Origin of the sequence: Streptomyces sp. NPDC001848 (assembly GCF_042891915.1) — a bacterium.
Classification (GTDB): domain Bacteria; phylum Actinomycetota; class Actinomycetes; order Streptomycetales; family Streptomycetaceae; genus Streptomyces.
The window spans coordinates 54,332-76,520 of record NZ_JBIATP010000018.1; the positions used below are offsets into that span (position 1 = coordinate 54,332).

19 protein-coding genes are annotated in these 22,189 nt (G+C 73.1%); 13 read left to right on the forward strand and 6 right to left on the reverse strand.

Annotated features, from left to right (window positions below):
* Positions 1-152: 152 nt before the first annotated feature.
* A complete protein-coding gene (locus ACFYZJ_RS31560; RefSeq protein WP_388573623.1) occupies positions 153-686 on the reverse strand; it encodes a hypothetical protein in 534 nt (177 codons plus the stop codon).
* 276 nt (positions 687-962) lie between these two features.
* On the opposite strand from ACFYZJ_RS31560, the gene fmt reads away from it, so the two are divergent.
* Complete coding sequence (gene fmt, locus ACFYZJ_RS31565; RefSeq protein WP_388573625.1) at positions 963-1,898, forward strand: methionyl-tRNA formyltransferase; 936 nt, start codon at positions 963-965, stop codon at positions 1,896-1,898.
* Between the two features lie 206 nt (positions 1,899-2,104).
* On the forward strand, positions 2,105-3,523 hold the full coding sequence (locus ACFYZJ_RS31570) for an RsmB/NOP family class I SAM-dependent RNA methyltransferase (protein ID WP_388573627.1): 1,419 nt from the start codon (positions 2,105-2,107) through the stop codon (positions 3,521-3,523).
* Between the two features lie 42 nt (positions 3,524-3,565).
* Here the strand turns inward: ACFYZJ_RS31570 and ACFYZJ_RS31575 are convergent, their stop codons facing one another.
* Genes ACFYZJ_RS31575 through ACFYZJ_RS31590 form a run of 4 tightly spaced genes read right to left on the reverse strand, consistent with a single transcriptional unit; the run spans position 3,566 to position 10,650 of the window.
* On the reverse strand, positions 3,566-4,534 hold the full coding sequence (locus ACFYZJ_RS31575) for an ATP-binding cassette domain-containing protein (RefSeq protein ID WP_388573629.1): 969 nt from the start codon (positions 4,532-4,534) through the stop codon (positions 3,566-3,568).
* On the reverse strand, positions 4,531-7,332 hold the full coding sequence (locus ACFYZJ_RS31580; protein WP_388573631.1) for an FtsX-like permease family protein: 2,802 nt from the start codon (positions 7,330-7,332) through the stop codon (positions 4,531-4,533). Before ACFYZJ_RS31580 ends, ACFYZJ_RS31575 begins: the two co-directional genes overlap by 4 nt.
* A gap of 1 nt (position 7,333) precedes the next feature.
* A complete protein-coding gene (locus ACFYZJ_RS31585; RefSeq protein ID WP_388573633.1) occupies positions 7,334-9,364 on the reverse strand; it encodes an FtsX-like permease family protein in 2,031 nt (676 codons plus the stop codon).
* Positions 9,274-10,650, reverse strand: a complete 1,377-nt coding sequence (locus ACFYZJ_RS31590; RefSeq protein ID WP_388573634.1) for an FtsX-like permease family protein — start codon at positions 10,648-10,650, stop codon at positions 9,274-9,276. The genes ACFYZJ_RS31585 and ACFYZJ_RS31590 overlap by 91 nt, the downstream gene beginning before the upstream one ends.
* A gap of 183 nt (positions 10,651-10,833) precedes the next feature.
* On the opposite strand from ACFYZJ_RS31590, the gene ACFYZJ_RS31595 reads away from it, so the two are divergent.
* The 8 genes from ACFYZJ_RS31595 (at position 10,834) to ACFYZJ_RS31630 (ending at position 18,322) form a co-directional block, all read left to right on the forward strand.
* Positions 10,834-11,571 (forward strand): ABC transporter ATP-binding protein, encoded by a 738-nt coding sequence (locus ACFYZJ_RS31595; protein WP_388573636.1) that lies wholly within the window; start codon positions 10,834-10,836, stop codon positions 11,569-11,571.
* Between the two features lie 316 nt (positions 11,572-11,887).
* Complete coding sequence (rpe, locus tag ACFYZJ_RS31600) at positions 11,888-12,574, forward strand: ribulose-phosphate 3-epimerase (RefSeq protein WP_388573638.1); 687 nt, start codon at positions 11,888-11,890, stop codon at positions 12,572-12,574.
* A gap of 78 nt (positions 12,575-12,652) precedes the next feature.
* Positions 12,653-13,696 carry a sugar-binding transcriptional regulator gene (locus tag ACFYZJ_RS31605; RefSeq protein ID WP_388573800.1) on the forward strand — a complete coding sequence of 348 codons (1,044 nt, stop codon included), beginning with the start codon at positions 12,653-12,655 and terminating at the stop codon, positions 13,694-13,696.
* Between the two features lie 49 nt (positions 13,697-13,745).
* Entirely contained in the window at positions 13,746-14,144 is a 399-nt protein-coding gene (locus tag ACFYZJ_RS31610; protein WP_388573640.1) for a ribonuclease domain-containing protein, read from the forward strand.
* Positions 14,141-14,461, forward strand: coding sequence for a barstar family protein (locus tag ACFYZJ_RS31615; RefSeq protein WP_388573642.1), 321 nt, complete (start codon positions 14,141-14,143; stop codon positions 14,459-14,461). Before ACFYZJ_RS31610 ends, ACFYZJ_RS31615 begins: the two co-directional genes overlap by 4 nt.
* Positions 14,462-14,601: 140 nt before the next feature.
* Positions 14,602-16,044 (forward strand): GuaB1 family IMP dehydrogenase-related protein, encoded by a 1,443-nt coding sequence (locus tag ACFYZJ_RS31620; RefSeq protein ID WP_388573644.1) that lies wholly within the window; start codon positions 14,602-14,604, stop codon positions 16,042-16,044.
* A 321-nt stretch (positions 16,045-16,365) separates the two neighbouring features.
* Positions 16,366-17,859 (forward strand): amino acid permease, encoded by a 1,494-nt coding sequence (locus ACFYZJ_RS31625; protein ID WP_388573646.1) that lies wholly within the window; start codon positions 16,366-16,368, stop codon positions 17,857-17,859.
* Between the two features lie 10 nt (positions 17,860-17,869).
* Positions 17,870-18,322 carry an Lrp/AsnC family transcriptional regulator gene (locus tag ACFYZJ_RS31630; protein WP_388573648.1) on the forward strand — a complete coding sequence of 151 codons (453 nt, stop codon included), beginning with the start codon at positions 17,870-17,872 and terminating at the stop codon, positions 18,320-18,322.
* Between the two features lie 53 nt (positions 18,323-18,375).
* Here ACFYZJ_RS31630 and ACFYZJ_RS31635 read toward each other — a convergent pair whose 3' ends face one another.
* A complete protein-coding gene (locus tag ACFYZJ_RS31635) occupies positions 18,376-19,116 on the reverse strand; it encodes a GntR family transcriptional regulator (RefSeq protein ID WP_388573650.1) in 741 nt (246 codons plus the stop codon).
* A gap of 215 nt (positions 19,117-19,331) precedes the next feature.
* Here ACFYZJ_RS31635 and ACFYZJ_RS31640 point away from each other — a divergent pair, with 215 nt between their 5' ends.
* From ACFYZJ_RS31640 to ACFYZJ_RS31650, 3 genes are read left to right on the forward strand one after another with little or no spacing between them, the layout of a single operon-like run.
* Positions 19,332-20,489: an ABC transporter substrate-binding protein gene (locus ACFYZJ_RS31640; RefSeq protein WP_388573652.1), complete on the forward strand. Its 1,158-nt coding sequence runs from the start codon at positions 19,332-19,334 to the stop codon at positions 20,487-20,489.
* Positions 20,486-21,385, forward strand: coding sequence for an ABC transporter permease (locus ACFYZJ_RS31645; protein ID WP_388573654.1), 900 nt, complete (start codon positions 20,486-20,488; stop codon positions 21,383-21,385). The genes ACFYZJ_RS31640 and ACFYZJ_RS31645 overlap by 4 nt, the downstream gene beginning before the upstream one ends.
* Positions 21,373-22,188: an ABC transporter permease gene (locus tag ACFYZJ_RS31650; protein ID WP_388573656.1), complete on the forward strand. Its 816-nt coding sequence runs from the start codon at positions 21,373-21,375 to the stop codon at positions 22,186-22,188. The genes ACFYZJ_RS31645 and ACFYZJ_RS31650 overlap by 13 nt, the downstream gene beginning before the upstream one ends.
* Position 22,189: the final 1 nt, after the last annotated feature.

Sequence of the window (22,189 nt, forward strand, 5' to 3'; positions counted from 1 at the left end):
GGGTGGGGCTGCCCGCCGTCGGCTGGGTCGGCATCGAACGGGCCGCGGGCACCGTGGGGATACCCGAGCCCACGTTGATCGTGCGGGTACCGGACGATCGGGACGGCACTGCCTCCCGGGGCGGTCGGGAGGCAGTGGCGAAGGGGGCGGTCTCAGCCGTTGCGCGGCCCGGGGAAGGCGGTCGGCCTCGCCTCGTCGCGCAGGGTGGGGCTGCCCGCCGTCGGCTGGGTCGGCATCGAACGGGCCGCGGGCACCGTGGGGATACCCGAGCCCACGTTGATCGTGCGGGTACCGGACGGCTCCGTCGCGCGGTCGGCCTCGGCGGTCGCCTGCGCCGCGGCACGCCGGGCGCCGTAACGGCGGTGGACCGCCTGCTTGGTGACTCCGAGCGCGGAGCCCACGGCGTCCCACGAGAAGCCGAGCGAGCGGTCGAAGTCCACGGCCGCGGTGACCAGGGTCTCGACACTGTCCCGCAACTCCTGGGCGAGACGGACGGTCGGGGCGGGAGCGCGTCCGTAGACGACGAAGCCCGTGGACGGGCCGGAGCGCCGCGGGCGGTAGACATTGCCCAACTGGGCGGTGAGGGTGCGCAGTGCGTCCACCTGCCGGCGGACCCGCTCGATGTCCCGCACCAGCAAGTGCAGGCTGGCCCGGGCCTGGGCGTCGTGGGTTGCGTGGTCGGCCATGAACAAGCCTCTCGAACCGGCGTTGAAAAGGATCGGGCCGCTCCAGCGGCCCGCTTGTGGTCAACTCTTTCTTGACCAACGCGCATTCGGGCCTGTGGTCACGCTGCGGGGGCGTAAGAGCATATGCGTACGCCCCCGGCGGATGGCGTGCGCTGCGAGCCCCCGCCTGCGGCCGGGCGCGCCCCGCTCGGCCTAGACTGGTGCGCCGCCCACGGCCCGGCCCGCCCGGACCTGTGCATCCGTCAGAACTCCCGCCCGAGAGGCCGTCACCCACCCATGAGGCTCGTCTTCGCAGGTACCCCCGAGGTCGCCGTTCCCGCGCTGGACGCTCTGATCGCGTCGGACCGGCATGAGGTGGCCGCCGTCGTCACTCGGCCCGACGCACCGGCCGGGCGCGGGCGCAGGCTCGTCGCCAGCCCCGTCGCCGAGCGGGCGGAGGAGGCCGGCATCGAGGTCCTCAAGCCGAACAGGCCCCGGGACGAGGACTTCCTCGCACGCCTCAGGGAGATCGCGCCCGACTGCTGCCCCGTCGTCGCCTACGGTGCGCTGCTGCCCCGTGCCGCCCTCGACATCCCCGCCCACGGCTGGGTCAACCTGCACTTCTCCCTGCTGCCCGCCTGGCGCGGCGCCGCTCCCGTGCAGCACTCCATCATGGCGGGCGACGAGATCACCGGTGCCTCCACCTTCCTCATCGAGGAGGGCCTGGACTCCGGTCCCGTCTACGGCACCGTCACCGAGCGGATCCGGCCCACGGACACCAGCGGAGACCTGCTCACCCGGCTCGCCTTCGCGGGCGCCGGACTCCTCGAGGCCACCATGGACGGCATCGAGGACGGCACCCTCAAGGCCGTGCCGCAGCCCGCCGAGGGCGTGACGCTCGCCCCGAAGATCACCGTCGAGGACGCGCAGGTCGACTGGTCCGCGCCCGCGCTGCGCGTCGACCGCGTGGTGCGGGCCTGCACCCCCGCGCCCGGCGCCTGGACCACCTTCCGCGGCGAACGGCTCAAGCTCATCCAGGTCACGCCCCGGCCCGAGGTCACGGATCTCGCACCCGGGCGGCTGTCCGTCGGCAAGAACAACGTGTACGTCGGCACCGGTTCGCACGCGGTCGAACTGGTGTGGGTGCAGGCCCAGGGCAAGAAGCCGATGAAGGCCGCGGACTGGGCCCGCGGGGTGCGGATCGGCGGCGCCGAGACTCTAGGGGGCTTCTGACGGCTCTCCGCGGGAGAAGGCGGCATCGGGTGCGTGCGATCGGCGTGCGTGGCGTGCGGCGAGCGTGCGTGCCGGGCGTCGCGGCGCCGCGGAGAGCCGTCAGAAGCCCCTAGGGCTGTCTGAGCCCGCCGACCTCCCCGTCGGCCCGATATTCCACGGACGTACGCTGTAAGCGCACGTCGTCCCACAACCGGAGCACCTTTTTCGTGACCGAGCAGTCCCGCCGTCCCCGCAAGCCCGGCAAGCCCTACCGCCGGCCCAAGAAGGACCCCGTCCGCATCCTCGCCTTCGACGCCCTGCGGGCGGTGGACGAGCGGGAGGCGTACGCCAACCTCGTCCTGCCGCCGCTGCTGCGCAAGGCGCGTGAGAAGGGCGACATCGACGGGCGGGACGCGGCGCTCGCCACCGAGCTGGTGTACGGGACACTGCGTCGGCAGGGCACCTACGACGCCATACTCTCCGCCTGCGTCGACCGGCCGCTGCGCGAGGTCGACCCGCCCGTGCTCGACGTGCTGAGCCTCGGCGTCCACCAGCTGCTCGGTACCCGCATCCCCACCCACGCCGCCGTGTCGGCGACCGTGGAGCTGGCGCGCGTGGTGCTCGGCGACGGGCGGGCCAAGTTCGTCAACGCCGTTCTGCGCAAGGTCGCCCAGGACGACCTCGACGCCTGGCTGGAGCGGGTGGCGCCCCCGTTCGACGAGGACCCCGAGGACCACCTCGCCGTCGTGCACTCGCACCCGCGCTGGGTCGTCTCCGCCCTGTGGGACGCCCTCGGCGGCGGACGTGCCGGCATCGAGCAACTCCTCGCGGCGGACAACGAGCGCCCCGAGGTCACCCTGGTCGCCCGGCCCGGCCGCTCCACCACCGAGGAACTCCTGACCGAGCCCGCCGCGCTGCCGGGCCGCTGGTCGCCGTACGCCGTCCGGCTCACCGAGGGTGGCGAGCCGGGCTCGGTCAAGGCCGTGCACGAGGGTCGTGCGGGCGTGCAGGACGAGGGCAGCCAGCTCGTCGCGCTCGCCCTCGCGAACGCGCCCCTGGACGGGCCCGACCGGGCCTGGCTCGACGGGTGCGCCGGACCCGGCGGCAAGGCCGCCCTGCTCGCCGCCCTCGCCGCCGAGCGCGGAGCCGTGCTGCTGGCCTCCGAGAAGCAGCCGCACCGGGCCGGCCTGGTGGCGAGGGCGCTGGCCGGGAACCCCGGGCCGTACCAGGTGCTCGCCGCCGACGGCACCCGGCCGCCGTGGCGGCCGGGCACCTTCGACCGCGTCCTGATGGACGTGCCCTGCACGGGCCTCGGCGCCCTGCGCCGCCGCCCCGAGGCGCGCTGGCGCCGCCGGCCCGAGGACCTCGACGGGTTCGCCCCGCTGCAGCGCGCCCTGCTGCGCACGGCCCTCGAGTCCGTACGGGTCGGAGGCGTCGTCGGCTACGCCACCTGCTCGCCGCACCTCGCCGAGACCCGCGCGGTGGTCGACGACGTCCTCAAGCAGTACCGCGACGCCGAACTCATCGACGCCAGGCCGCTGCTGCCCGGCCTGCCGGACCTGGGCGACGGCCCCGACATCCAGCTCTGGCCGCATCTGCACGGCACGGACGCGATGTATCTGGCCCTCATCCGCCGCACGGGCTGAACCTCGCGGGGCCGGCGCCACCTCACGCCGTCCGGGAGACGCTCACCGCGCCTTGTCGGGCCGTACCGCGATGTGATCCGGCTCCAGTTCCAGCAGGACGCGGTCACGGATGTCGAGGGCCTGAGTGAAGTCCTGCGGCAGCTGAAGGCGGCCGGCGCGGTCCACGGTGGCGTACTCACGGGCCGTGGTCGTGGTGCGTCCGTCGTCGTCGGTGGTGGTGCGGCGCAGCACCTCCGAGGCGGTACGGCCGTCGCGGATGGCGACCGTGCGGTGGACGGCGGAGGCGACCGCGGTGTCGTGGGTGACCAGGACGACCGTCGTGCCGAGTTCCTCGTTGACGGTGCGGAAGGTGGCGAAGACCTGTTCGGCGGTGGTGGAGTCGAGCTGTCCCGTGGGTTCGTCGGCGAGGACCAGCGCCGGGTGGTTGGCCAGGGCGACGGCGATGGCGGTGCGCTGCTGCTCGCCGCCCGACATCTGATGCGGGCGCCGGTCGCGGCAGTGGGCGACGCCGGCCATCTCCAGCAGCTCCGCGGTGCGTACGGCGCGCTGCCGCCTGCCCTTGACGAGGCCGGCGAGGCGCATCGGCAGTGCCACGTTCTGGGCGGCCGTGAGGTAGGGCAGGAGGTTACGCGCCGTCTGCTGCCAGACGAAGCCCACCACTTCGCGCCGATAGCGCAGCCGGGACCGGCTGTCCATGGCCAGCAGGTCGAAGCCGGCGACCGTGGCGCCGCCCGCGGTGGGGACGTCCAGGCCCGCCAGGATGTTCAGCAGTGTGGACTTGCCGCTGCCCGAGGCGCCGACGAGTGCCATGAGCTCGCCCTTCGCGACCAGCAGATCCAGCCCTTGCAGGGCCTGCACCTCCCCTCCCGGGCCGGTGAAAATGCGCACGAGACGGTCGCACACGATCAACGCGTCGTGGCCGTGCACGGGCTGCTCGCGCTGTCGCGCGACCCGCCGTTCCAGGTCGGCGAGCGTGACCGTGTCCGAAGCCGCCGGGGTCTGTTCCGTCATGCCTGGTCCCCCATCCTCAGGTTCGCGCCTTCGCCGCGCCGTCCGGTCCACCACGCCTGGGCCGCGAGCACGGCGCATGCCATGCCCAGGAGCCCCGCCGACGGCAGGACGAGTGGGAGCGGATCGCCGGCCGGGACCACCGCGGGCACGCCGGCGGCCGGCGGCGTGCCCGCGAAGGCCAGAGCGGTCAGGTTCACGCCGGGCCTCAGCAGCGGGACCACGGCCAGACCGGTGAGCACGCCGCCGACCGCGCCCAACAGCACCTGCGGCAGTACGTCGAGCACCGCGAGCCACTGGCGCTGGCGTACCCGCATGCCCATGGTGCGCAGCCGGGCCAGTGTGGTCCGGCGCTGCGGTGCGCTCTGCAACAGGGAGAGCAGCAGGGCCAGGACGCAGTAGCCACCGCCGGCGGCCACCGCCGCCAGATACACACGTTGGGCACCGGCCTGAAGAGCGGTCCCCTTCAGGGCCGCCCGTTCCTCGGACCGGAGCCGGACGGTCAGCTGGTCCGACGCCTGGCGGGCGGTGGCGCGCAGGGACCGGCCGTCGACGTGGTCGCCGGTCACGTACAGATCCGTCGGCTCCGGCGCGGACCTGCGCGGCCGGTCGGGGTGCTCACGTGCCACGGCCGTCGCCGACACGATGACGAAGTCCGGGCCCGGCACCGCGGCAGCGGTCGCCCGCGTGGCGACAGCCCGCACGTCCAGGGGGCCGACGGCCGTCTCCACGGCGTGCGGGGCACCGCCGAACTCCACGGTCAGCCGCGGCGACACCACCGCGGCGAGCGCCCCGGCACCGCCGCCGTCCAGCACCGCCGTCGGGAAGCGGCCGTCCACGCCCGTCACCGCGGCGAGCCGCGCATAGGACCCGGGGTCCACCACGAGCAGGTCGTAGGCGGTGCCGCGCTCCGTGCGAAGGCCGGATTCCAGGCGGACGGCCGCCACGTCCCGCACCCCGCGGAGGCGACGAATCCGCTCCGCGAGACCCTGCGGCAGGGTGGCCCGGGCCTGGACACGCGCGTCGGCGCCGACGGCCGCGAGTGCCGCCCGGTCCCGCCCGGCGGCCACCCCGGACAGGACCGCACCGCCGAACGAGGTCACGGTGAGCGCCACCAGGATGGCGAGGAGCGGCAGGGCGGCCGTGGCGGGAGAGCGGCCGGCGCGCGCCACGCCCAACGGGAGCACCGCACCCCTGAGGCGGGCCGCCGGGCGGGCGAGCAGCCGCAGCGGCAGCGGGTACAGCCGCAGCAGTACCAAGGCGGCGACCACCGCGACCAGGACGGGAGCAGCCGCGGTGAGCAGGTCGGGGCCGCCGTCCGTGCCGCGGCGGCGCAGCGCCACCACGGCCCCCGTGACGACGAGGACGACGGTCAGTTCGGCCACGGTGCGGCGCCGTGACGGGCGGGCGCGCACCAACTCCTCCGGCTCACCCGGCCGCAGGGTGCGGACGGCCGACAGGGCCCGTACGGGAGCGGCCAGCGACGCCACGACTGCCACCGCGCTCGCCGCGCACACGGCTGCCGCAGAGCGCTGCGTGGGGACCAGCAGGAGGGCGCAGAGCAGTCCGACCGCCGCGGACGGCACCGCCGTGGCGGCGCTCTCGCCGAGCAGGCGCACCGCCAGACCGCGCAGACTCGCACCGCGGGCGCGCAGCAGCACCAGTTCCGTGCGGCGCCGGGCGGCGGTCAGTTCGGCGGCCATGAGCAGCACGATGACGGCGACCGTGCCGACGCCGACCGCCGCGACCATGATCAAGGGCGCGATGGCCGCCCGCTCCCGGCCGAACGGTGCCACGAGGGTGGCCAGTCCCTCCTCCTCGACGGTGAGGCCGCGCAGCCCGGTCCGCTCCCGCAGGCGCGTGGCCGCGGGGCCGCTGTTGAGCGCGGCGATACGGTCCACCAGGGCGGTCGCGGCGCGTGCGGTGAGCGCTTCGGTGTCGGCGGGGTGGTGCCAGTACGCGGTGACTCCCGCGTGCAGGCCGAGCAGGTCGCCCGCGGCCCCGGGGGCGACGAGCGCGGTGAAGTGCCAGTAATTCCTGAGGCCTTCGGTGGGTCGGGCGGGCACGGTGGACAGCTTCGGGGCCCGCAGGTCCGGCTCGGCGTTCCAGTAGGCGGCCCCGGGGTGCCGGGGCCGGACGACGGCGGTGATCCTCAGGGCCAGCTCGGCTCCGCCCTGCTGTTCGGCCAGGTGGATCACGGAACCGCTGCGCAGACGCATGACGTGCGCGGTGCGCTCGGTGACGGCCGCCTCGACGGTGCCGGTGCCGGCACCGGGCCGGGGCGGACGTCCGTCCAGGACATCCGAGAAGCGGTCCAGATCCGGCTGCGCGACGACGGTGGCCTGCGGGTCGGCGTTCCGGGTCGGCCGGGGCAGCCCCGGATCCGTGGCGGGGACGGCCTGAGCAGTCCGCACGCCGTAGACGGTCTGCCGGCGGTCCAGAGCGAGGGGCGGGCGCACGACGCTCTGGAACGCCGCTTCGGCCGAGGCCAGCGCGCGAGGGGTGACATGGGCGTCGGCGTCGAAGGGGGCGGACACCCAGGACACGTCCACCGTGGCGGTCACACTGCGCCGGTCCACGCTCGCCCGCGCCACCGTGTCGCGCAGGGCGGTGTCCTCGTAGCGGTCGACCACGCGCGGCAGGGCCGCCGTGAGGAACGCGGTCACCAGGACCAGCATCGACAGGGCCAGCGCGGCGCCGGGCGCAGCACGCAGCCGGGTCGGTGTCCAGGGGGCGTCCGCCGAGGGTGTGTCGGTGGGCATGGCGCCGATGCGGGCGGGCGTACGCCGGAAAGCCGCCATGTCACTCGCCTCCCTGGCGGCGCAGGGCCTGGGCCGGATCGCCGGACCGCAGGGCGGTGAGGGCGACCACGAGCAACGGCACCGCCGTCACCGCGATGAGGAGCCGCGCCACCGGGCCCGCGGGCAGCTCGACACGGAGGGCCGGGAGCGGAGCGGAGGCCTGAGCCGTGAGCACGACCATCGGAAGGATGAGGCGCGTGAGCAGGACGCCCAGGGCCGTGCCGACGGCCACGGAGACGGCCAGCAGCACCCCTTGTTCGGCGGCCACTCCTCGGGCCAGCGAGCGCCGGGAGGCGCCCACGGCGCGCAGGACCGCCTGTTCGTCCGCCCGCTCGCGGTGCGCACCGGCCGCCGCGACGGCGCAGCCCACGGCGGCCAGCACCGCCGCGGCCGGCACCACCGCGGGGAGGCCGGCCTGCGGGCCCGCGCCGAGCGGGTCTGCCTGGAGCCGGGCGCGCTCCTCGTCCCGGACGAGGACGGAGCCGGCATCGGCCCGGCCGCGCAGTGCCGCCGCCACACGCGAGGCGGCGCCGTGGTCCGCGGTGAGCCACCACTCGCCGGGCTGCAGTGCGCTCCCGTCGCGCTGAGCCAGGGCCCGGTTCACGGCGCGCAGGTCCAGGAGAAGGGCGCCGCCGTCGTCGGTGGCGGGCGGCACGACGGTGGGCAGGGCCCGGACGGCCGCGACGACGCGGACCGTCAGCGTCGTACCGGCCAGGCTGATCTCCGCCGTCCGGCCGACCTGCGTACCGGTGGCGCGGAGGAAGGCGTCGGTGGCGAGCGCGGCCGGTATCGGCACGACGGCGGTGTCGGCCCACACAGTGAGCTCTCCGCCCGTGGACGCACCGGAGGACTGCGGCGGCGACGCCTCGTACCCGGTGTCGTACGCCACGGAAAGCGGGACGGCTGCGGTGGGGCGCGACGCCGTGGCCGGGAGCGGGGCGGAGGCGCCACCGTGGCCGCCCGGTACGGAGGCCAGGACGCGGGCACCCCAGGCGGCACCGGCGGGCACCGGCACGGCGTGGGTGCGTCCGTCGGCCAGGACGGCGCCGAGCCCGGTCACGGTCAGACGGTGCCGCTCGCCGCGTCGCGGCAGGCGGTAGTCGGCCTGGATGCCGGTCAGCCGCAGCGGACCGGCGGGTGCCGCGCCCTCGGCCCTTCCGGTCTCGGCGGCGAAGTCCGCCATCAGCACGTGCGTGCGGCCGTCGGCGGGCAGAGTGCCGAGGGCAAAGGTGTACGGGACGCCGTACCGGTCGGTGACGGTGGCGACGAGCCCGGGGGTGACGTTGCTCCGGTGCGGCTCGCCCTGCGGGCCCAGCGCCTCCAGGCGCGCGCTGATCCTCAACCGGTGCGTGTCCGTCGGCAGTGGGAAGCCGGCGGACCTGCCGTTCGCTTGTGCCCCGGAGTGGAGGGGCACGAGCAGCCGCCGGGTGGAGCGGTCCGTCAGGTCGTCACGCCAGTCGAGTACCTCGGACGCCGCCCGGGTGTCCATGGCCAGCACCGTGGCGTCGCGCTCCTGGGGCAGCAGAACGTCGGTACGGACGACGGGAGTGGTGGCTGCGATCCCGGGAATGCCGTCGTAGACCCCGCCCTGGGCGAAGGGCGGGGTGGACGAGTCCGTCACGCGGAGGTCCGCGCCGATCACGAAGTCGGCCTGATCGCGCTGGGAAAGCGCCCAGCTGGCGCCCTCGCCGGTCGCGAACACTCCCATCGCCACGGCGAGCACCACCAGCAGCACCGGGCCCGTGCCGCGCCCGGGCCGGCGGGAGAGCTGCCAGCCGGTGAGCGCCGCCGGCAGTCCACGGGTGGCTGCGGCCCACCGCTCGCCGAACCGGGCCGCCAGGGGCAGCAGCCGCAGGGCCAGTACCGCGCCCGCGCACAGGCAGAGCGCGGGCGCGGCCGCCAGCACCGGGTCCACGCCCAGGGCGCCGGCCGTGTCCACCGTCAGGACTCCGGAGCCCGCACCGCGGCGGGACAGCTGCCAGTACGCCAGCGCCGCGACGACCGCGAGCGCGGCGTCGGCCCCGGCCTGCACCGTGCGGGGGAGTCCGGGGCGGCGCCGGCCGGAGGCGCGTTCGTCGAGGTACGTGCCGGAGCGGCGCAGCGCCGGACCGGCACGGCAAGCGCGCAGATCAGCGCGGTGACCGCCGCCACCGCCCACGTGCCGGCCGGCGAGCCGTCGAGCCGCACGTGTGCGCGGGCAAGCGCACCATGGCCGGCCAGTAGCCGCAGCAGCGGGCCCGCGAGCAGGGGTGCCGCGACGACGGCAGGCAGCGCGAGCAGCAGGGCCTCGATCGCCACGAACCCCGCCACGCGCGAGCGGGAGGCGCCACGGGCCCGCAGCCGCGCGGTCTCGTCCGCCCGCTCCGTGGCGAGCAGCCCCGCCACCAGAAGCAGCGCGAAGGCCGCCAGGAGCACCAGTTGCAGCGCGCTGATCAGCATCGTGGACCGGGCCACCAGAAGTGTGCGGCGCAGCTCCGTCAGCAGCTCCGGCAACTCGCTGCGGGCCCTGGCGGATCCGTCCGTCGCCCGGCCGAGGTCTCGCAGCGCCCGCTGCACACCGTGTCGCAGGCGGTTGACGCGCGCGGCGGTCATGGCGGAGTAGTCCGCGCGGGCCTGCCAGGACATCCTGTCCGGGGTGACGGCCCCGGAGACGAACGCACGTGGGTCCGCGAGCATCGGACCGTACGTGGTGAACGTCAGCGTCCGTACACCCCGGCCGCCCAGAGGCTCGAGCCGCCAGTACGGAGCGGCGGCGTCCACAGGCCGGTAGACGCCGGTCAGCAGCACCTGGAGCGGTCGGCCGCCGGTCCGGTCGGTGAGCGTGAGGCGTTGCCCGGTGCGCAGACCCAGCGCACGGGCGGCCCGCTCGGGCAGGGCGACGGGGACCGGGCCCCCGGCCTCGGACGGGCCGGGACGGCTTCCCTCGGCCATCGTCACCCGTGAGGGGTCGAGGGTGGCAAGAAACGTCAGGTCGGGCTCGTCGCCATGGGAGGCGCGGGCCGTGTGCGGCAAGCCGTAGGAAACGGACTGGATGCTCGCGGCCATGCTCACCGGCATGCCGTCGAAGGCCACGGGAACGATCCTGCGCACGGACGCGTCGAGCCTGGCGCGGTCGGCCGGCGTCACGTCCGCGTCGACCTCGACCAGGGTGCGCGTGGCATTCCGGTCCTGCAGCGCATGGCGGAGCCCGGCGTCCCCGACGGCCTCGCTGAACGCCGCGAGCGCGGCCAGCACGCACGTGGTGAGCAGGATGCAGAGCAGAGCGGCACTCAGCAGCAGCCAGTGCGCGCGTGCGCGCAGCAACACGAACCCCGTCAAGACTCTCCCCGCCGCAGTCCCGCGACCCCCGCGTCCCCCGCAGGGCCCGCAGTCGGCCCCCGCCCCGAGGCGAAGACCCCTCCGGTCCCCCCTTGTCGCCATCGTTCATGAGTGCGAGGCATCAACGTACCTGTCTGCCGACGGTCTGTCAGGTGCTCGACGCTCGTGGTTATGCTGACCGCCATGAGCGAGCGGCTGCTGAACCGCGCGGATCACTCGCCGGGGGGCGAACCGGCGCCCGACGGCGACATGGTGACAGTGCGTCAGGTTACTCGGACCTACGGCCGCGGGGACACCGCCGTGCACGCCCTGCGCGAGGTGTCGTTCGGCGTGCCGCGCGGACAGTTCGTGGCGCTCAAGGGACGCTCCGGTTCCGGCAAGACCACCCTGCTCAACGTGATCGGCGGACTCGACCGCCCCGACTCGGGCAGCGTACGCGTCGCCGGAACGGAACTGGTCGGCCTCGGGGAGAAGGAACTCCTCGACCTGCGCCGCGATCACATCGGCTTCGTCTTCCAGTCCTTCGGTCTGCTGCCCGTCCTGACCGCGGCCGAGAACGTCGGCGTCCCGTTGCGCCTGCGCAGGACCGAACGCCGCGAGCGCGAAGAGCGCGTCGCCCTTCTGCTCAGCCTCGTCGGCCTCGCGGACCGTGCCGACCGGCGCCCCGACGAGCTGTCCGGCGGCCAGCAGCAACGCGTCGCCATCGCCCGCGCCCTCGCGAACCACCCCTCCCTCCTTCTCGCCGACGAACCGACCGGGCAACTGGACGCGGACACCGGCCGCTCCGTCATGGAACTGCTGCGCGCCGTGGTCCACAGCCAGTCCGTCACCGCCCTCGTGGCCACGCACGACCCCCAACTGCTGGCCATCGCCGACCGGGTCCTGGAGCTGCGCGACGGCCGGATCGTCGAGGAGGGGTGAAGGGCGGGCAAGGCCGTGTCGGAGGACGTGGCCCTCGGCTCGTGAGCAGTGCCTTTCAGGTGCGCAGGCGGCGTCTGCCGGGTACGACCGACGGCAACCAGCCACTTCGCGGGGCTCGCGGAGGCGCCCGCCGAGTCCCTGGTGCACGGGGTGCTCTCGCCATGGACACGCCCTCGCCGCACGTGCGGTACGCCGCCGCCCGGACGGACGCGGCGCCGTCGGTCCCGGCATCACCCGGGCCCGTCGGTGACCTTGCGGCGGAATCCGGCCGGGTACCGGCGCAAGCGAGCGGCCTCCGGCATGGCAGGCTTGGGGCATGGCCGTGCAGATCAACCCCAGCATCCTGTCCGCCGACTTCTCCCGCCTCGCCGAGGAGGCGAGGGCCGTGGAGGGCGCCGACTGGCTCCACGTCGACGTGATGGACAACCACTTCGTCCCCAACCTCACGCTCGGCGTGCCGGTCGTGGAGTCCCTGGCCCGGGCGACGGACACCCCGCTGGACTGCCATCTGATGATCGCGGACGCCGACCGGTGGGCTCCCCAGTACGTCGAAGCGGGTGCCTCGTCCGTCACCTTCCACGTCGAGGCGGCGGGCGCCCCGGTGCGGCTCGCCCGCGAGATCCGCGCCAAGGGCGCCCGGGCCTCCATGGCCCTGAAGCCCGCGACGCCCATCGAGCCGTACGAGGACCTGCTGCCCGAGCTGGACATGCTGCTGATCATGACGGTCGAGCCCGGCTTCGGCGGCCAGGCGTTCCTGGACATCATGCTGCCCAAGATCCGCCGCACCCGTGAGCTGATCAGCAAGCACGGTCTGGAGCTGTGGCTGCAGGTCGACGGCGGTGTCTCGGCCTCCACCATCGAACAGTGCGCGGAGGCGGGAGCGGACGTCTTCGTGGCCGGTTCGGCGGTGTACGGGGCGGCCGACCCGGCCGCCGCGGTACGTGCATTGCGCACCCAGGCGGAGCGGGCGACGGCCCGGGCGTCATGGGCGTGCGACGAGTGAGACAACGGAACCTGAACGCCGACCGTCCGGGCTGATCGACTGCGCCGGATCTGCAAGGATGAACGGCGAATGCAGAGTGTGAACAGCAGTGAGGAGATGGCCGTGTCGGGTATGTCGGCGGGCCGGTCAGCCATGCGGATGGGACCCGCTGAGCTGGTGCAGGCGGCGGCCATGGCCCGTCGCTTCTATCTCGAGGGCAAGTCCAAGATCCAGATCGCGGAGGAGTTCGGCGTCAGCCGCTTCAAGGTGGCCCGGGTCCTGGAGACCGCCCTCGAACGGGATCTCGTGCGCATCGAGATCCGTGTGCCGGCCGAGCTGGACGCCGAGCGCTCCGACGCGCTGCGCGCCCGCTACGGCCTCAGGCACGCCGTCGTGGTCGAGTCCCCGGCCGAGGCCGAGGAGTCGCCCGACCCCGAGAACCTCGGCGAGGTGGCCGCCGACCTCCTCGGCGAGCTGGTCACCGAGGGGGACGTGCTGGGCCTGGCCTGGGGCCGTTCCACCATTCACATGGCGGCGGCCCTCGACCGGCTGCCGCCGTGCACGGTGGTGCAGCTGACGGGCGTGTACGACGCGGGGACCTCCGAGCGCGGCTCGGTGGAGGCGGTGCGCCGTGCGGCGCAGGTCTCCGGCGGCGACGCCCACCCCATCTACGCGCCGATGCTGCTCCCGGACGCGGCGACCGCGGCGGCCCTGCGCAACCAGACGGGGATCGCCCGCGCCTTCGAGTACTTCGACAAGGTGACGGTCGCCTGTGTCTCCATCGGCTCCTGGGAGCCCGGCATCTCCACGGTGCACGACATGCTCACCGAGGAGGAGCGCGCCCACTACGCCTCCCTCGGTGTGGCCGCCGAGATGGCCGCGCACCTCTTCGACGCCGAGGGCCGCCGGGTCGGACGGGACCTGGGGGAGCGGTGCATCACGGTCAAGGCGGACCAGCTGCGCCGTATCCCCGAGGTCGTCGCGATCGCGGGCGGGCAGCGCAAGGCGGCCGCGATCGACGCGGTGCTGCGCTCGGGGCTCGTCACCAGCCTCGTGACGGACACGGCGGCGGCGGACTACCTGATGACGGCGGGCCCGACGCCGACGCCGGCGCTGAACCGGGCGGACCCCGACGGACACTGACGGGCCTGACAGGGCCTTCGGAGGGAGCGGCTGTGGCAGCATCGGCATCATGCCGCCGCGGTCCGTCCCTCGTTTGCTCACAGGGCTCCTCGTCTGTCTGACCGTCCTGCTCACCGGGTGCTCGGCCACGGACACCGGCACCCGCGCGCCCGCCCCGTCCTGGGCCGCGCACCTGGCCACGGTCCAGGCGGCACGGCTCCCCGCCGAGGCCCGGCACACCCTCGCCCTCATCGACAAGGGCGGCCCCTACCCGTACGCGAAGGACGGCACCGTCTTCGGCAACGTCGAGCACCGGCTGCCCGCGCACCCGCGCGGCTACTACCACGAGTACACGGTGCCGACCCCCGGCGCGCACGACCGCGGAGCCCGGCGCATCGTGACCGGGCAGGGCGGGGAGATCTACTACAGCGACGATCACTACAACACGTTCCGGGCGGTGCTGAAATGACCGACGACCTGGCGGACCGGTTCCTGGTCACGCTCGATCTGGACGGTGTCGCCGACAAGGCGGCGTTCATGGAGCGAGTCGCACGCGCCCTCGACCTGCCGTACTGGTTCGGCCGCAACTGGGACGCGCTCGCCGACTCGCTCACCGACGACACCGTCTGGCCGGAGCAGGCCGTCGAGCGGGGCCTGCTGCTCGTCGTCCGCGGCTGGGAGGAGTACGCGAGGGCGTGCCCCGAGGAGTGGGAGACCGCCCGCGAGGTGTTTACCCAGGCGGCGGACGACGTGCCGGGCCTGTCCGTGGCCCTGACCCTTGGATGAACCTCCAAAGGACCCTCTGACCTGCCTGGATGATCCGCCCGGGGTTCGTCAGACGCCCGTCATGGGAGAATGAAGTACGTGCTCTTCCCCCTGGCTGACCTGTCCGGGGGCCACCTCTGATCGACTGGGATGTGCAGCACGTGCGTTTCCTCAATGACATCCGACCTGCCTACGACCTGACGTACGACGACGTGTTCATGGTGCCGAGCCGCTCCGCCGTCGGCTCCCGGCAGGACGTGGACCTCGCCTCCCCGGACGGCACGGGCACGACCATCCCGATCGTCGTCGCCAACATGACCGCCATCGCCGGTCGCCGCATGGCGGAGACGGTCGCCCGCCGCGGCGGCCTGGTCGTCATACCGCAGGACATCCCGATCGACGTGGTCACCGAGGTCATCTCCTGGGTCAAGAGCCGCCACCTGGTGCTGGACACCCCGATCGTGCTGGCCCCGCACCAGACCGTCGCCGACGCCCTCGCGCTGCTGCCCAAGCGCGCGCACAACGCCGGCGTGGTCGTCGACGAGGAGCACCGGCCGATCGGCGTGGTCACCGACGCCGACCTCTCCGGCGTGGACCGGTTCACCCAGCTCGAAGTGGTCATGTCCAAGGACCTGCTGCTGCTCGACGCCGGGATCGACTCGCGTGAGGCCTTCAACGTCCTCGACACCGCCAACCGCCGCTACGCGCCCGCCGTCGACAAGGACGGCAAGCTGGCCGGCATCCTCACCCGCAAGGGGGCCCTGCGGGCCACGCTCTACACGCCGGCCACCGACGCCCACGGCAGGCTGCGCATCGCCGCCGCCGTCGGCATCAACGGCGACGCGGTCGGCAAGGCCAAGCAGCTGCTCGACGCGGGTGCCGACACGCTGGTCATCGACACCGCGCACGGCCACCAGGAGTCGATGCTCACTACCCTCAGGGCCGTACGGGCACTGGATCCGCAGGTGCCGCTCGTGGCGGGCAACATCGTCGCCGCCGAGGGCGTGCGCGACCTGATCGAGGCCGGGGCGGACATCGTCAAGGTCGGCGTCGGCCCCGGCGCCATGTGCACCACGCGCATGATGACCGGCGTCGGCCGCCCGCAGTTCTCGGCCGTCCTGGAGTGCGCCGCCGAGGCGAGGAAGTACGGCAAGCACGTGTGGGCCGACGGCGGTGTCCGCCACCCGCGCGACGTCGCGATGGCGCTGGCGGCGGGCGCGTCCAACGTGATGATCGGCTCCTGGTTCGCGGGCACCTACGAGTCGCCCGGCGACCTCCAGCAGGACGCGGACGGCCGGCTGTACAAGGAGTCGTTCGGCATGGCCTCGGCGCGCGCGGTCCGCAACCGCACCTCGGAGGAGTCAGCGTACGACCGCGCCCGCAAGGGGCTGTTCGAGGAGGGCATCTCGACCTCCCGGATGTTCCTCGACCCGGTCCGCCCGGGCGTCGAGGACCTGATCGACTCGATCATCGCGGGCGTCCGGTCCTCCTGCACCTACGCCGGTGCCGGCTCCCTGGAGGAGTTCGCGGAGCGGGCCGTCGTCGGCATCCAGAGCGCGGCGGGCTACGCGGAGGGCAAGCCGCTGCACGCCAGCTGGAGCTGACCCGAGTCCCTTTCCCGCGGCCCCTGTTCTCCCGTACGCGGGAGAGCGGGGGCCGTCGGCGTGTTCGCGCGGAAGGACCACGGGTCGTCGGCGAGGGGCGCAAACATCGAAACGGCCTGCGCAACAAATACGCGCGAACGTTCGATGAACGCAATGATCTTGCGGAAATGCGCAAGGTTGCTGCATTACGCCCGTGAAGGGGTGACTCATAGGGTCTGCGCTGTACGTGGCGTGGCGAGGACCCCGCTCGGCGGTCCCCGCCCCCAGGGGTGCCGCCGGTCCCGCACGCCCCCTTGACCGGCAGCGATAAGGAGCCGACGCGTGCTCGACCAAGGCGCACCCCCGCAGTCCCGCAGTCATCCAGCCCCCGCCGTCCCCGGCCTCGGCGCGCGTCTGATGCGCCGCAAGCCGGTGGAAAGCCTGGTCGCCGAGGGTGGCCAGGGCGAAGGAGGGACCCTGCGACGGTCCCTCGGGCTGTGGCAACTCACCATGATCAGCATCGGTGCCACGCTCGGCACCGGCATCTTCGTGGTCCTCGGAGAGGCGGTGCCCAAGGCCGGGCCCGCCGTCACCCTCTCCTTCGTGATCGCCGGTCTCACCGCCCTCTTCTCCGCCCTGTCGTACGCCGAGCTGGCGGGCACGATCCCGGTCTCCGGGTCCTCGTACTCGTACGCATACGCAACGATGGGGGAGCTGATCGCCTGGATCTGCGGCTGGTGTCTGGTCCTGGAGTACGGCGTGTCGGTGGCCGCCGTCGCGGTCGGCTGGGGCCAGTACCTCAACGAACTGCTGGACGGCACCATCGGTGTCACCCTCCCCGCCGCCCTGTCGGCGCCGCCCGGGGACGGCGGCGTGTTCAACCTGCCGGCGCTGATCGTCGTCCTGCTCGCCATGGCCTTCCTGCTCGGCGGCGCCAAGGAGTCCGCGCGCGCCAACACCATCATGGTCGGCGTGAAGATCGCCGCGCTGCTGCTCTTCTGCCTGATCGGCATCCAGGGCTTCCGCTCCGGCAACTACGCGAACTTCATGCCGCTCGGCATGGCCGGCGTCAGCGCCGCCGGCGCCACTTTGTTCTTTTCCTACATCGGCTTCGACGCCGCCTCCACGGCGGGCGAGGAGGCGAAGAACGCGCAGCGCGACCTGCCGCGCGCGATCATGCTGTCGCTGGTCATCGTCACGGCGCTGTACGTCGTCGTCGCGGCCGTCGCCGTGGGCGCGAAGCCCTGGCGCCGGTTCAACGACTCCGAGGCCGCCCTCGCGCAGATCATGAAGGACGTCACCGGGCAGACCTTCTGGGGCACGCTTCTCGCGGCCTGCGCGGTCATCGCCATCGCGAGCGTCGTGCTGACCGTGCTCTACGGCCAGACCCGCATCCTCTTCGCGATGTCCCGCGACGGCCTGGTGCCCAAGGTGTTCTCGCGGGTCCACCCGAAGACCGGCACGCCCCGCGCGAACACGCTCATCGTGTCCGTCTTCTGCGGTGTCCTCGCCGCCGCCATCCCGCTCGGCCAGCTCGCCGACGCCACCAGCATCGGCACGCTGTTCGCCTTCGCCCTGGTCAATGTCGCGGTCGTGGTGCTGCGCCGGACCCGCCCGCACATGACCCGCACCTTCCGGGTGCCGCTGTCGCCGGTGCTGCCCGCGCTCGGGTTCGCCTTCTGCGTGTGGATGATGGGCAGCCTCTCGGCCGTCACCTGGGTGGTCTTCGGGGTCTGGATGGCCGTCGGGCTCGTGTTCTACTTCCTGTATGGCCACCGGCGGTCCCGGCTGGCCGCCGCGAACCCCGCGGCACCCGACGTCGTCACAGAGAAGTGAACCACCCGCCTTGCTGAACGATCTCGACGAACGCATCGTGCACGCCCTGGCCGAGGACGCCCGCCGCTCCTACGCGGACATCGGGCAGCTGGTCGGCCTGTCCGCGCCCGCCGTGAAGCGGCGTGTGGACCGGCTGCGCGCGACCGGCGCCATCACCGGGTTCACCGTCCGGGTGGACCCGGGGGCGCTCGGCTGGAAGACCGAGGGGTTCGTCGAGATCTACTGCCGGCGCAACACCTCGCCGGAGACCATCCAGCGGGGCCTGGAGCGCTACCAGGAGGTCGTGGCGGCCTCCACCGTCACGGGTGAGGCGGACGCGATCGCCCAGGTCTTCGCCTCCGACATGCGCCACTTCGAGCGCGTGCTGGAGCGCATCGCGGGGGAGCCGTTCGTCGAACGGACCAAGTCGGTCCTGGTCCTGTCGCCGCTGCTGCGCCGCTTCTCCTCGGGCTCGCCCACCTGAGCCGTGAGACGGCGGCTGTGCCGTGAGAGGGCGGTGTCCGGGTCCTCACTCGGTCACTCGGCCGTCTTGCGTGCCAGCGCGTTGTTGCCGATCGAGTTGTGCACGCTGAAGCTCACGGCGTCCGAGCGGTAGCGGTCGTCCGACCACTCCACCGGGCGCCCTTCGCGGGTGGTGGTGACGCGGCGGACCCGCAGCAGCGGGCTGGTGCGGCGGATGCCGAGCAGTTCGGCGTCCTGGGCGCCGGCGGCGACCGCGTCGATCACGTGCTCGCCGTATGCGAACACCAGGCCCGTGTCGTCGTAGAGCCGCTGGGTGACGGAGGGGCAGTCCGGTTCGATGGCCTCGACCGCCGGGGCGATCCAGTCCGCGTACACGGTCCGCTCCAGCAGCACCGGCTCGCCGTCCAGACCGCGCACCCGCAGGACGTGCAGCACGGGTGTTCCGGCACGCAGTTGCAGGCGGACGGCGTCCTCCTTCGTCGCCGGGCGGTGCTCCTGCGCCACGACCTGTCCCGTCGCCTCCCGGCCCATCGCTCGCGCCCACTGCGCGAAGCTGCGCAGTTCCTCGAAGCTCTGGCTGCGGCGGCTGGCCAGGACCACCCTGCGGGCACCCTGACGGGAGCCGATGAGCCCCTCGGCGGTGAGGGCCGCGACGGCCTGGCGGACGGTGCCGCGCGAGACGCCATAGTGCGCAGCCAGCTCCGTCTCCGAGGGCAGCCGACTGCCGACCGTGTACTCCTCCCGGTCGATCGCCCGCCGCAGTTCGTCGGCGATCTCCTCGTGTCGCGCGGCCATGCTTCCTCTCGGGGTCGGTCGCTGTGCACAGCGTGACCAGCCTAATCGAGACCTGGGCGTGATCTGCAGCGGTCTGGATTGTGCATGGAACATGGGCTCAAAGTTTCGCCACGGTTTACAGACAGGACACCGACGACGGGCGTACTGTGACGCAACTTGTTCAGACAAGTTGTCCCCGTCTCATCTCCCCGCTCGTGCGTACCCCTGGAGTGACAGTGACCGTGTTCCCGCCGAGAACCGCCGTGCTCACCGGTGGCCTCGCCGTAGCCGCCGCACTCGCCCTCAGCGCCTGCGGCGCCGCCCCCACCAACGCGTCGACCACCGCGAACGGCAAGAGCGCGGCCACCGCGACCTCGGCCGCGGACTTCGGCGGCCTGGAGGCCCTGGTGAAGGCCGCCAAGAAGGAGGGCACGCTGCACGCGATCGCCCTGCCCCGCGACTGGGCCAACTACGGTGCCCTGATCGACGGCTTCCAGAAGAAGTACGGCATCAAGGTGGAGGTGGAGAACCCGGACGGGTCCAGCCAGGACGAGATCAGCGCCGTCACGTCGCGCAAGGGCCAGGACCGAGCCCCCGACGTCCTCGACCTCGGCAGCTCCTTCGCGCTCAGCGCCGCCCAGCAGGGACTGCTCGCCCCGTACAAGGTGGCCTCCTTCGCCGCCATCTCGTCCGGTCAGAAGGACCCGCAGGCCCGCTGGTACAACGACTACGGCGGTTACATCTCCATAGGCTGCGACGCCAAGCGCGTGAAGACCTGTCCGACGACCTTCGCCGACCTGCTCAAGCCGCAGTACAAGGGCCAGGTCGCGCTCAACGGCAACCCCACCAAGTCCGGTTCGGCCTTCGGCGGCGTCTACGCGGCGGCGCTCGCGAGCGGCGGCTCGTTCGACGACATCCAGCCCGGCCTCGACTTCTTCGCCAAGCTGAAGAAGAACGGCAACTACACGCCCGTCGAGTCGACCCCGGCCACGGTCGAGAAGGGCGAGACCCCGATCAGCATCGACTGGGACTACCTCAACGCCGGGTACGCCGACGAGTTCAAGTCCAAGGGCCTGGACTGGAAGGTCGCCGTCCCCACCGACGGCAGGTTCTCCCAGTACTACTCCCAGGCCATCAACAAGGACGCCCCGCACCCGGCGGCCGCCCGCCTGTGGCAGGAGTACCTCTACAGCGCCGAAGGCCAGAACCTCTGGCTCAAGGGCTACGCCCGCCCGGCCCTGATGGCCGCGATGGAGAAGGCCGGCACCCTGGACAAGACCGCGGCGGCCAAGCTGCCCGAGGTCTCCGGCACGCCGTCCTTCCCGACCGAGGCCCAGCAGAGCAAGGCCAAGACGGTCATCGCGCAGGGCTGGGGGAAGGCCGTCTCCGGATGACCGCCGTCCTCGCCGAGGCCGAGGTCGCGCCCGCCGCTGCTCCCCGGCAGCGGCGGGGCCGCGCCTCCGGCGCGCTCGCCGTGCTCCCGCTGCTCGCCTTCACGGCGATCGCCTTCGGGCTTCCCGCCCTCGCCATGCTGAACGGCGCCTTCACCGTCAAGGACCAGACCACCGGCGCCACCTCGTACACCACGGCCAACCTCACCGCCTCGCTGCACGGCGCCTACCTCACGGCCCTGATCGGCAGCGTCAAGCTCTCCGCGGTCTCCGCCGCCATCGGCACCGTGCTCGGGCTGCTGTTCGCCCAGGCCGTCGTGACCTCCCGCTTCGGTGTGCTGCGCGAGGCCGTGCTCACCGCGTCCGGGGTCCTCGCCAACTTCGGCGGCGTCCCCCTGGCGTTCGCCTTCGTCGCCACACTCGGCAACTCCGGCGTGCTCACCCGCCATCTGGGCCTGACCGACAAGGGCTGGAGCCTCTACAGCTTCTGGGGCCTGGTGATCGTCTATCTGTACTTCCTGATCCCGCTGATGGTCCTCACCATCACCCCGGCCCTCGACGGACTGCGCGTCCAGTGGCGTGAGGCGGCGCAGAACAACGGGGCCACCACCGTCCAGTACTGGCGCCATGTCGCCCTGCCGGTCCTGCTGCCCTCACTGCTCGGCGGACTCGTGCTGCTCTTCGGCAGCGCCTTCGCCGCGTACGCCACGGCGGCGGCCATGGTGGGCAGCGCCGTCCCGCTGGTCACCCTGCAGATCGCCGACGCCATCTCCGGCAACGTCCTGGTCGGCCAGGAGAACGTGGCGCTCGCCCTCAGCCTCGACATGGTCCTGGTCGCGGGACTGGTCATGGCCGTGTACCTGCCCCTGCAACGACGGAGTGCGCGATGGCTCGCCTGAACCTGTGGCGCTGGGCCGTCCTGGCCGGTGCCGGCCTGTACTTCCTGGTCCCGCTCGCCGCGTCCGTGATCTTCACCGTGGACGTGCCCGGCCAGGGCGTCACCTTCGACGCCTACACCCAGATCGTCTCCACCGCCGGCTTCGGCTCCAGCCTGCTGCTCTCACTGGAGCTGGCCGCCGCGACGATCGCCCTGGTCCTGCTGCTGATGGTGCCCGCGACGGTCGCGCTGCGGCTAGGTGCGCCCCGGCTGCGGCCCGTCGTCGAGGTGGTGTGCTCACTACCGCTGGTCGTGCCACCGATCGCCTTCGTCGCGGGGATGGCCACGGTGCTCAAGTGGGGGCCCGACCACCTCTCCCGCACACCGCTCTTCCAGACGTTCGTGGCGATCCAGAACCCGAGCTTCCCGTTCGTGCTCGTCCTCGCCTACGTCGTGATGGCGCTGCCCTTCGTGTACCGGGCCCTGGACGCGGGCCTGCGCGCCATCGACGTGCGCACCCTCGTCGAGGCCGCGCGCAGCTGCGGGGCGAGCTGGCCGAAGGCGCTGGTCCGGGCCGTGCTGCCCAATCTGCGCGGTGCGCTGCTGAACGCCTCCTTCCTCACCCTGGCGCTGGTCCTCGGCGAGTTCACCGTCGCCCAGCTGCTGGGTTTCACGCCGTTCGCCGTGTGGATCTACAGCGTCAGCGGCTCGCAGGCCCAGCTGTCCGTCGCCGTCTCCGTGCTCAGCCTGCTCGTCACCTGGGCCCTCCTGCTCTCGCTCGCCGTCTTCGGCGGGCGCTCCCGTACCGCCGCCGCCAAGGGGTGAA

Bases quoted from the DNA above. Each gene is read 5' to 3' on its own strand.
- fmt (WP_388573625.1), top strand. From the start codon at position 963: ATGAGGCTCGTCTTCGCAGGTACCCCCGAGGTCGCCGTTCCCGCGCTG.
- ACFYZJ_RS31575 (WP_388573629.1), bottom strand. From the start codon at position 4,534: ATGACGGAACAGACCCCGGCGGCTTCGGACACGGTCACGCTCGCCGAC.
- ACFYZJ_RS31595 (WP_388573636.1), top strand. From the start codon at position 10,834: ATGAGCGAGCGGCTGCTGAACCGCGCGGATCACTCGCCGGGGGGCGAA.
- ACFYZJ_RS31635 (WP_388573650.1), bottom strand. From the start codon at position 19,116: ATGGCCGCGCGACACGAGGAGATCGCCGACGAACTGCGGCGGGCGATC.
- ACFYZJ_RS31615 (WP_388573642.1), top strand. From the start codon at position 14,141: ATGACCGACGACCTGGCGGACCGGTTCCTGGTCACGCTCGATCTGGAC.
- ACFYZJ_RS31580 (WP_388573631.1), bottom strand. From the start codon at position 7,332: ATGGCGGCTTTCCGGCGTACGCCCGCCCGCATCGGCGCCATGCCCACC.
- ACFYZJ_RS31645 (WP_388573654.1), top strand. From the start codon at position 20,486: ATGACCGCCGTCCTCGCCGAGGCCGAGGTCGCGCCCGCCGCTGCTCCC.
- ACFYZJ_RS31610 (WP_388573640.1), top strand. From the start codon at position 13,746: ATGCCGCCGCGGTCCGTCCCTCGTTTGCTCACAGGGCTCCTCGTCTGT.
- rpe (WP_388573638.1), top strand. From the start codon at position 11,888: ATGGCCGTGCAGATCAACCCCAGCATCCTGTCCGCCGACTTCTCCCGC.
- ACFYZJ_RS31560 (WP_388573623.1), bottom strand. From the start codon at position 686: ATGGCCGACCACGCAACCCACGACGCCCAGGCCCGGGCCAGCCTGCAC.
- ACFYZJ_RS31650 (WP_388573656.1), top strand. From the start codon at position 21,373: ATGGCTCGCCTGAACCTGTGGCGCTGGGCCGTCCTGGCCGGTGCCGGC.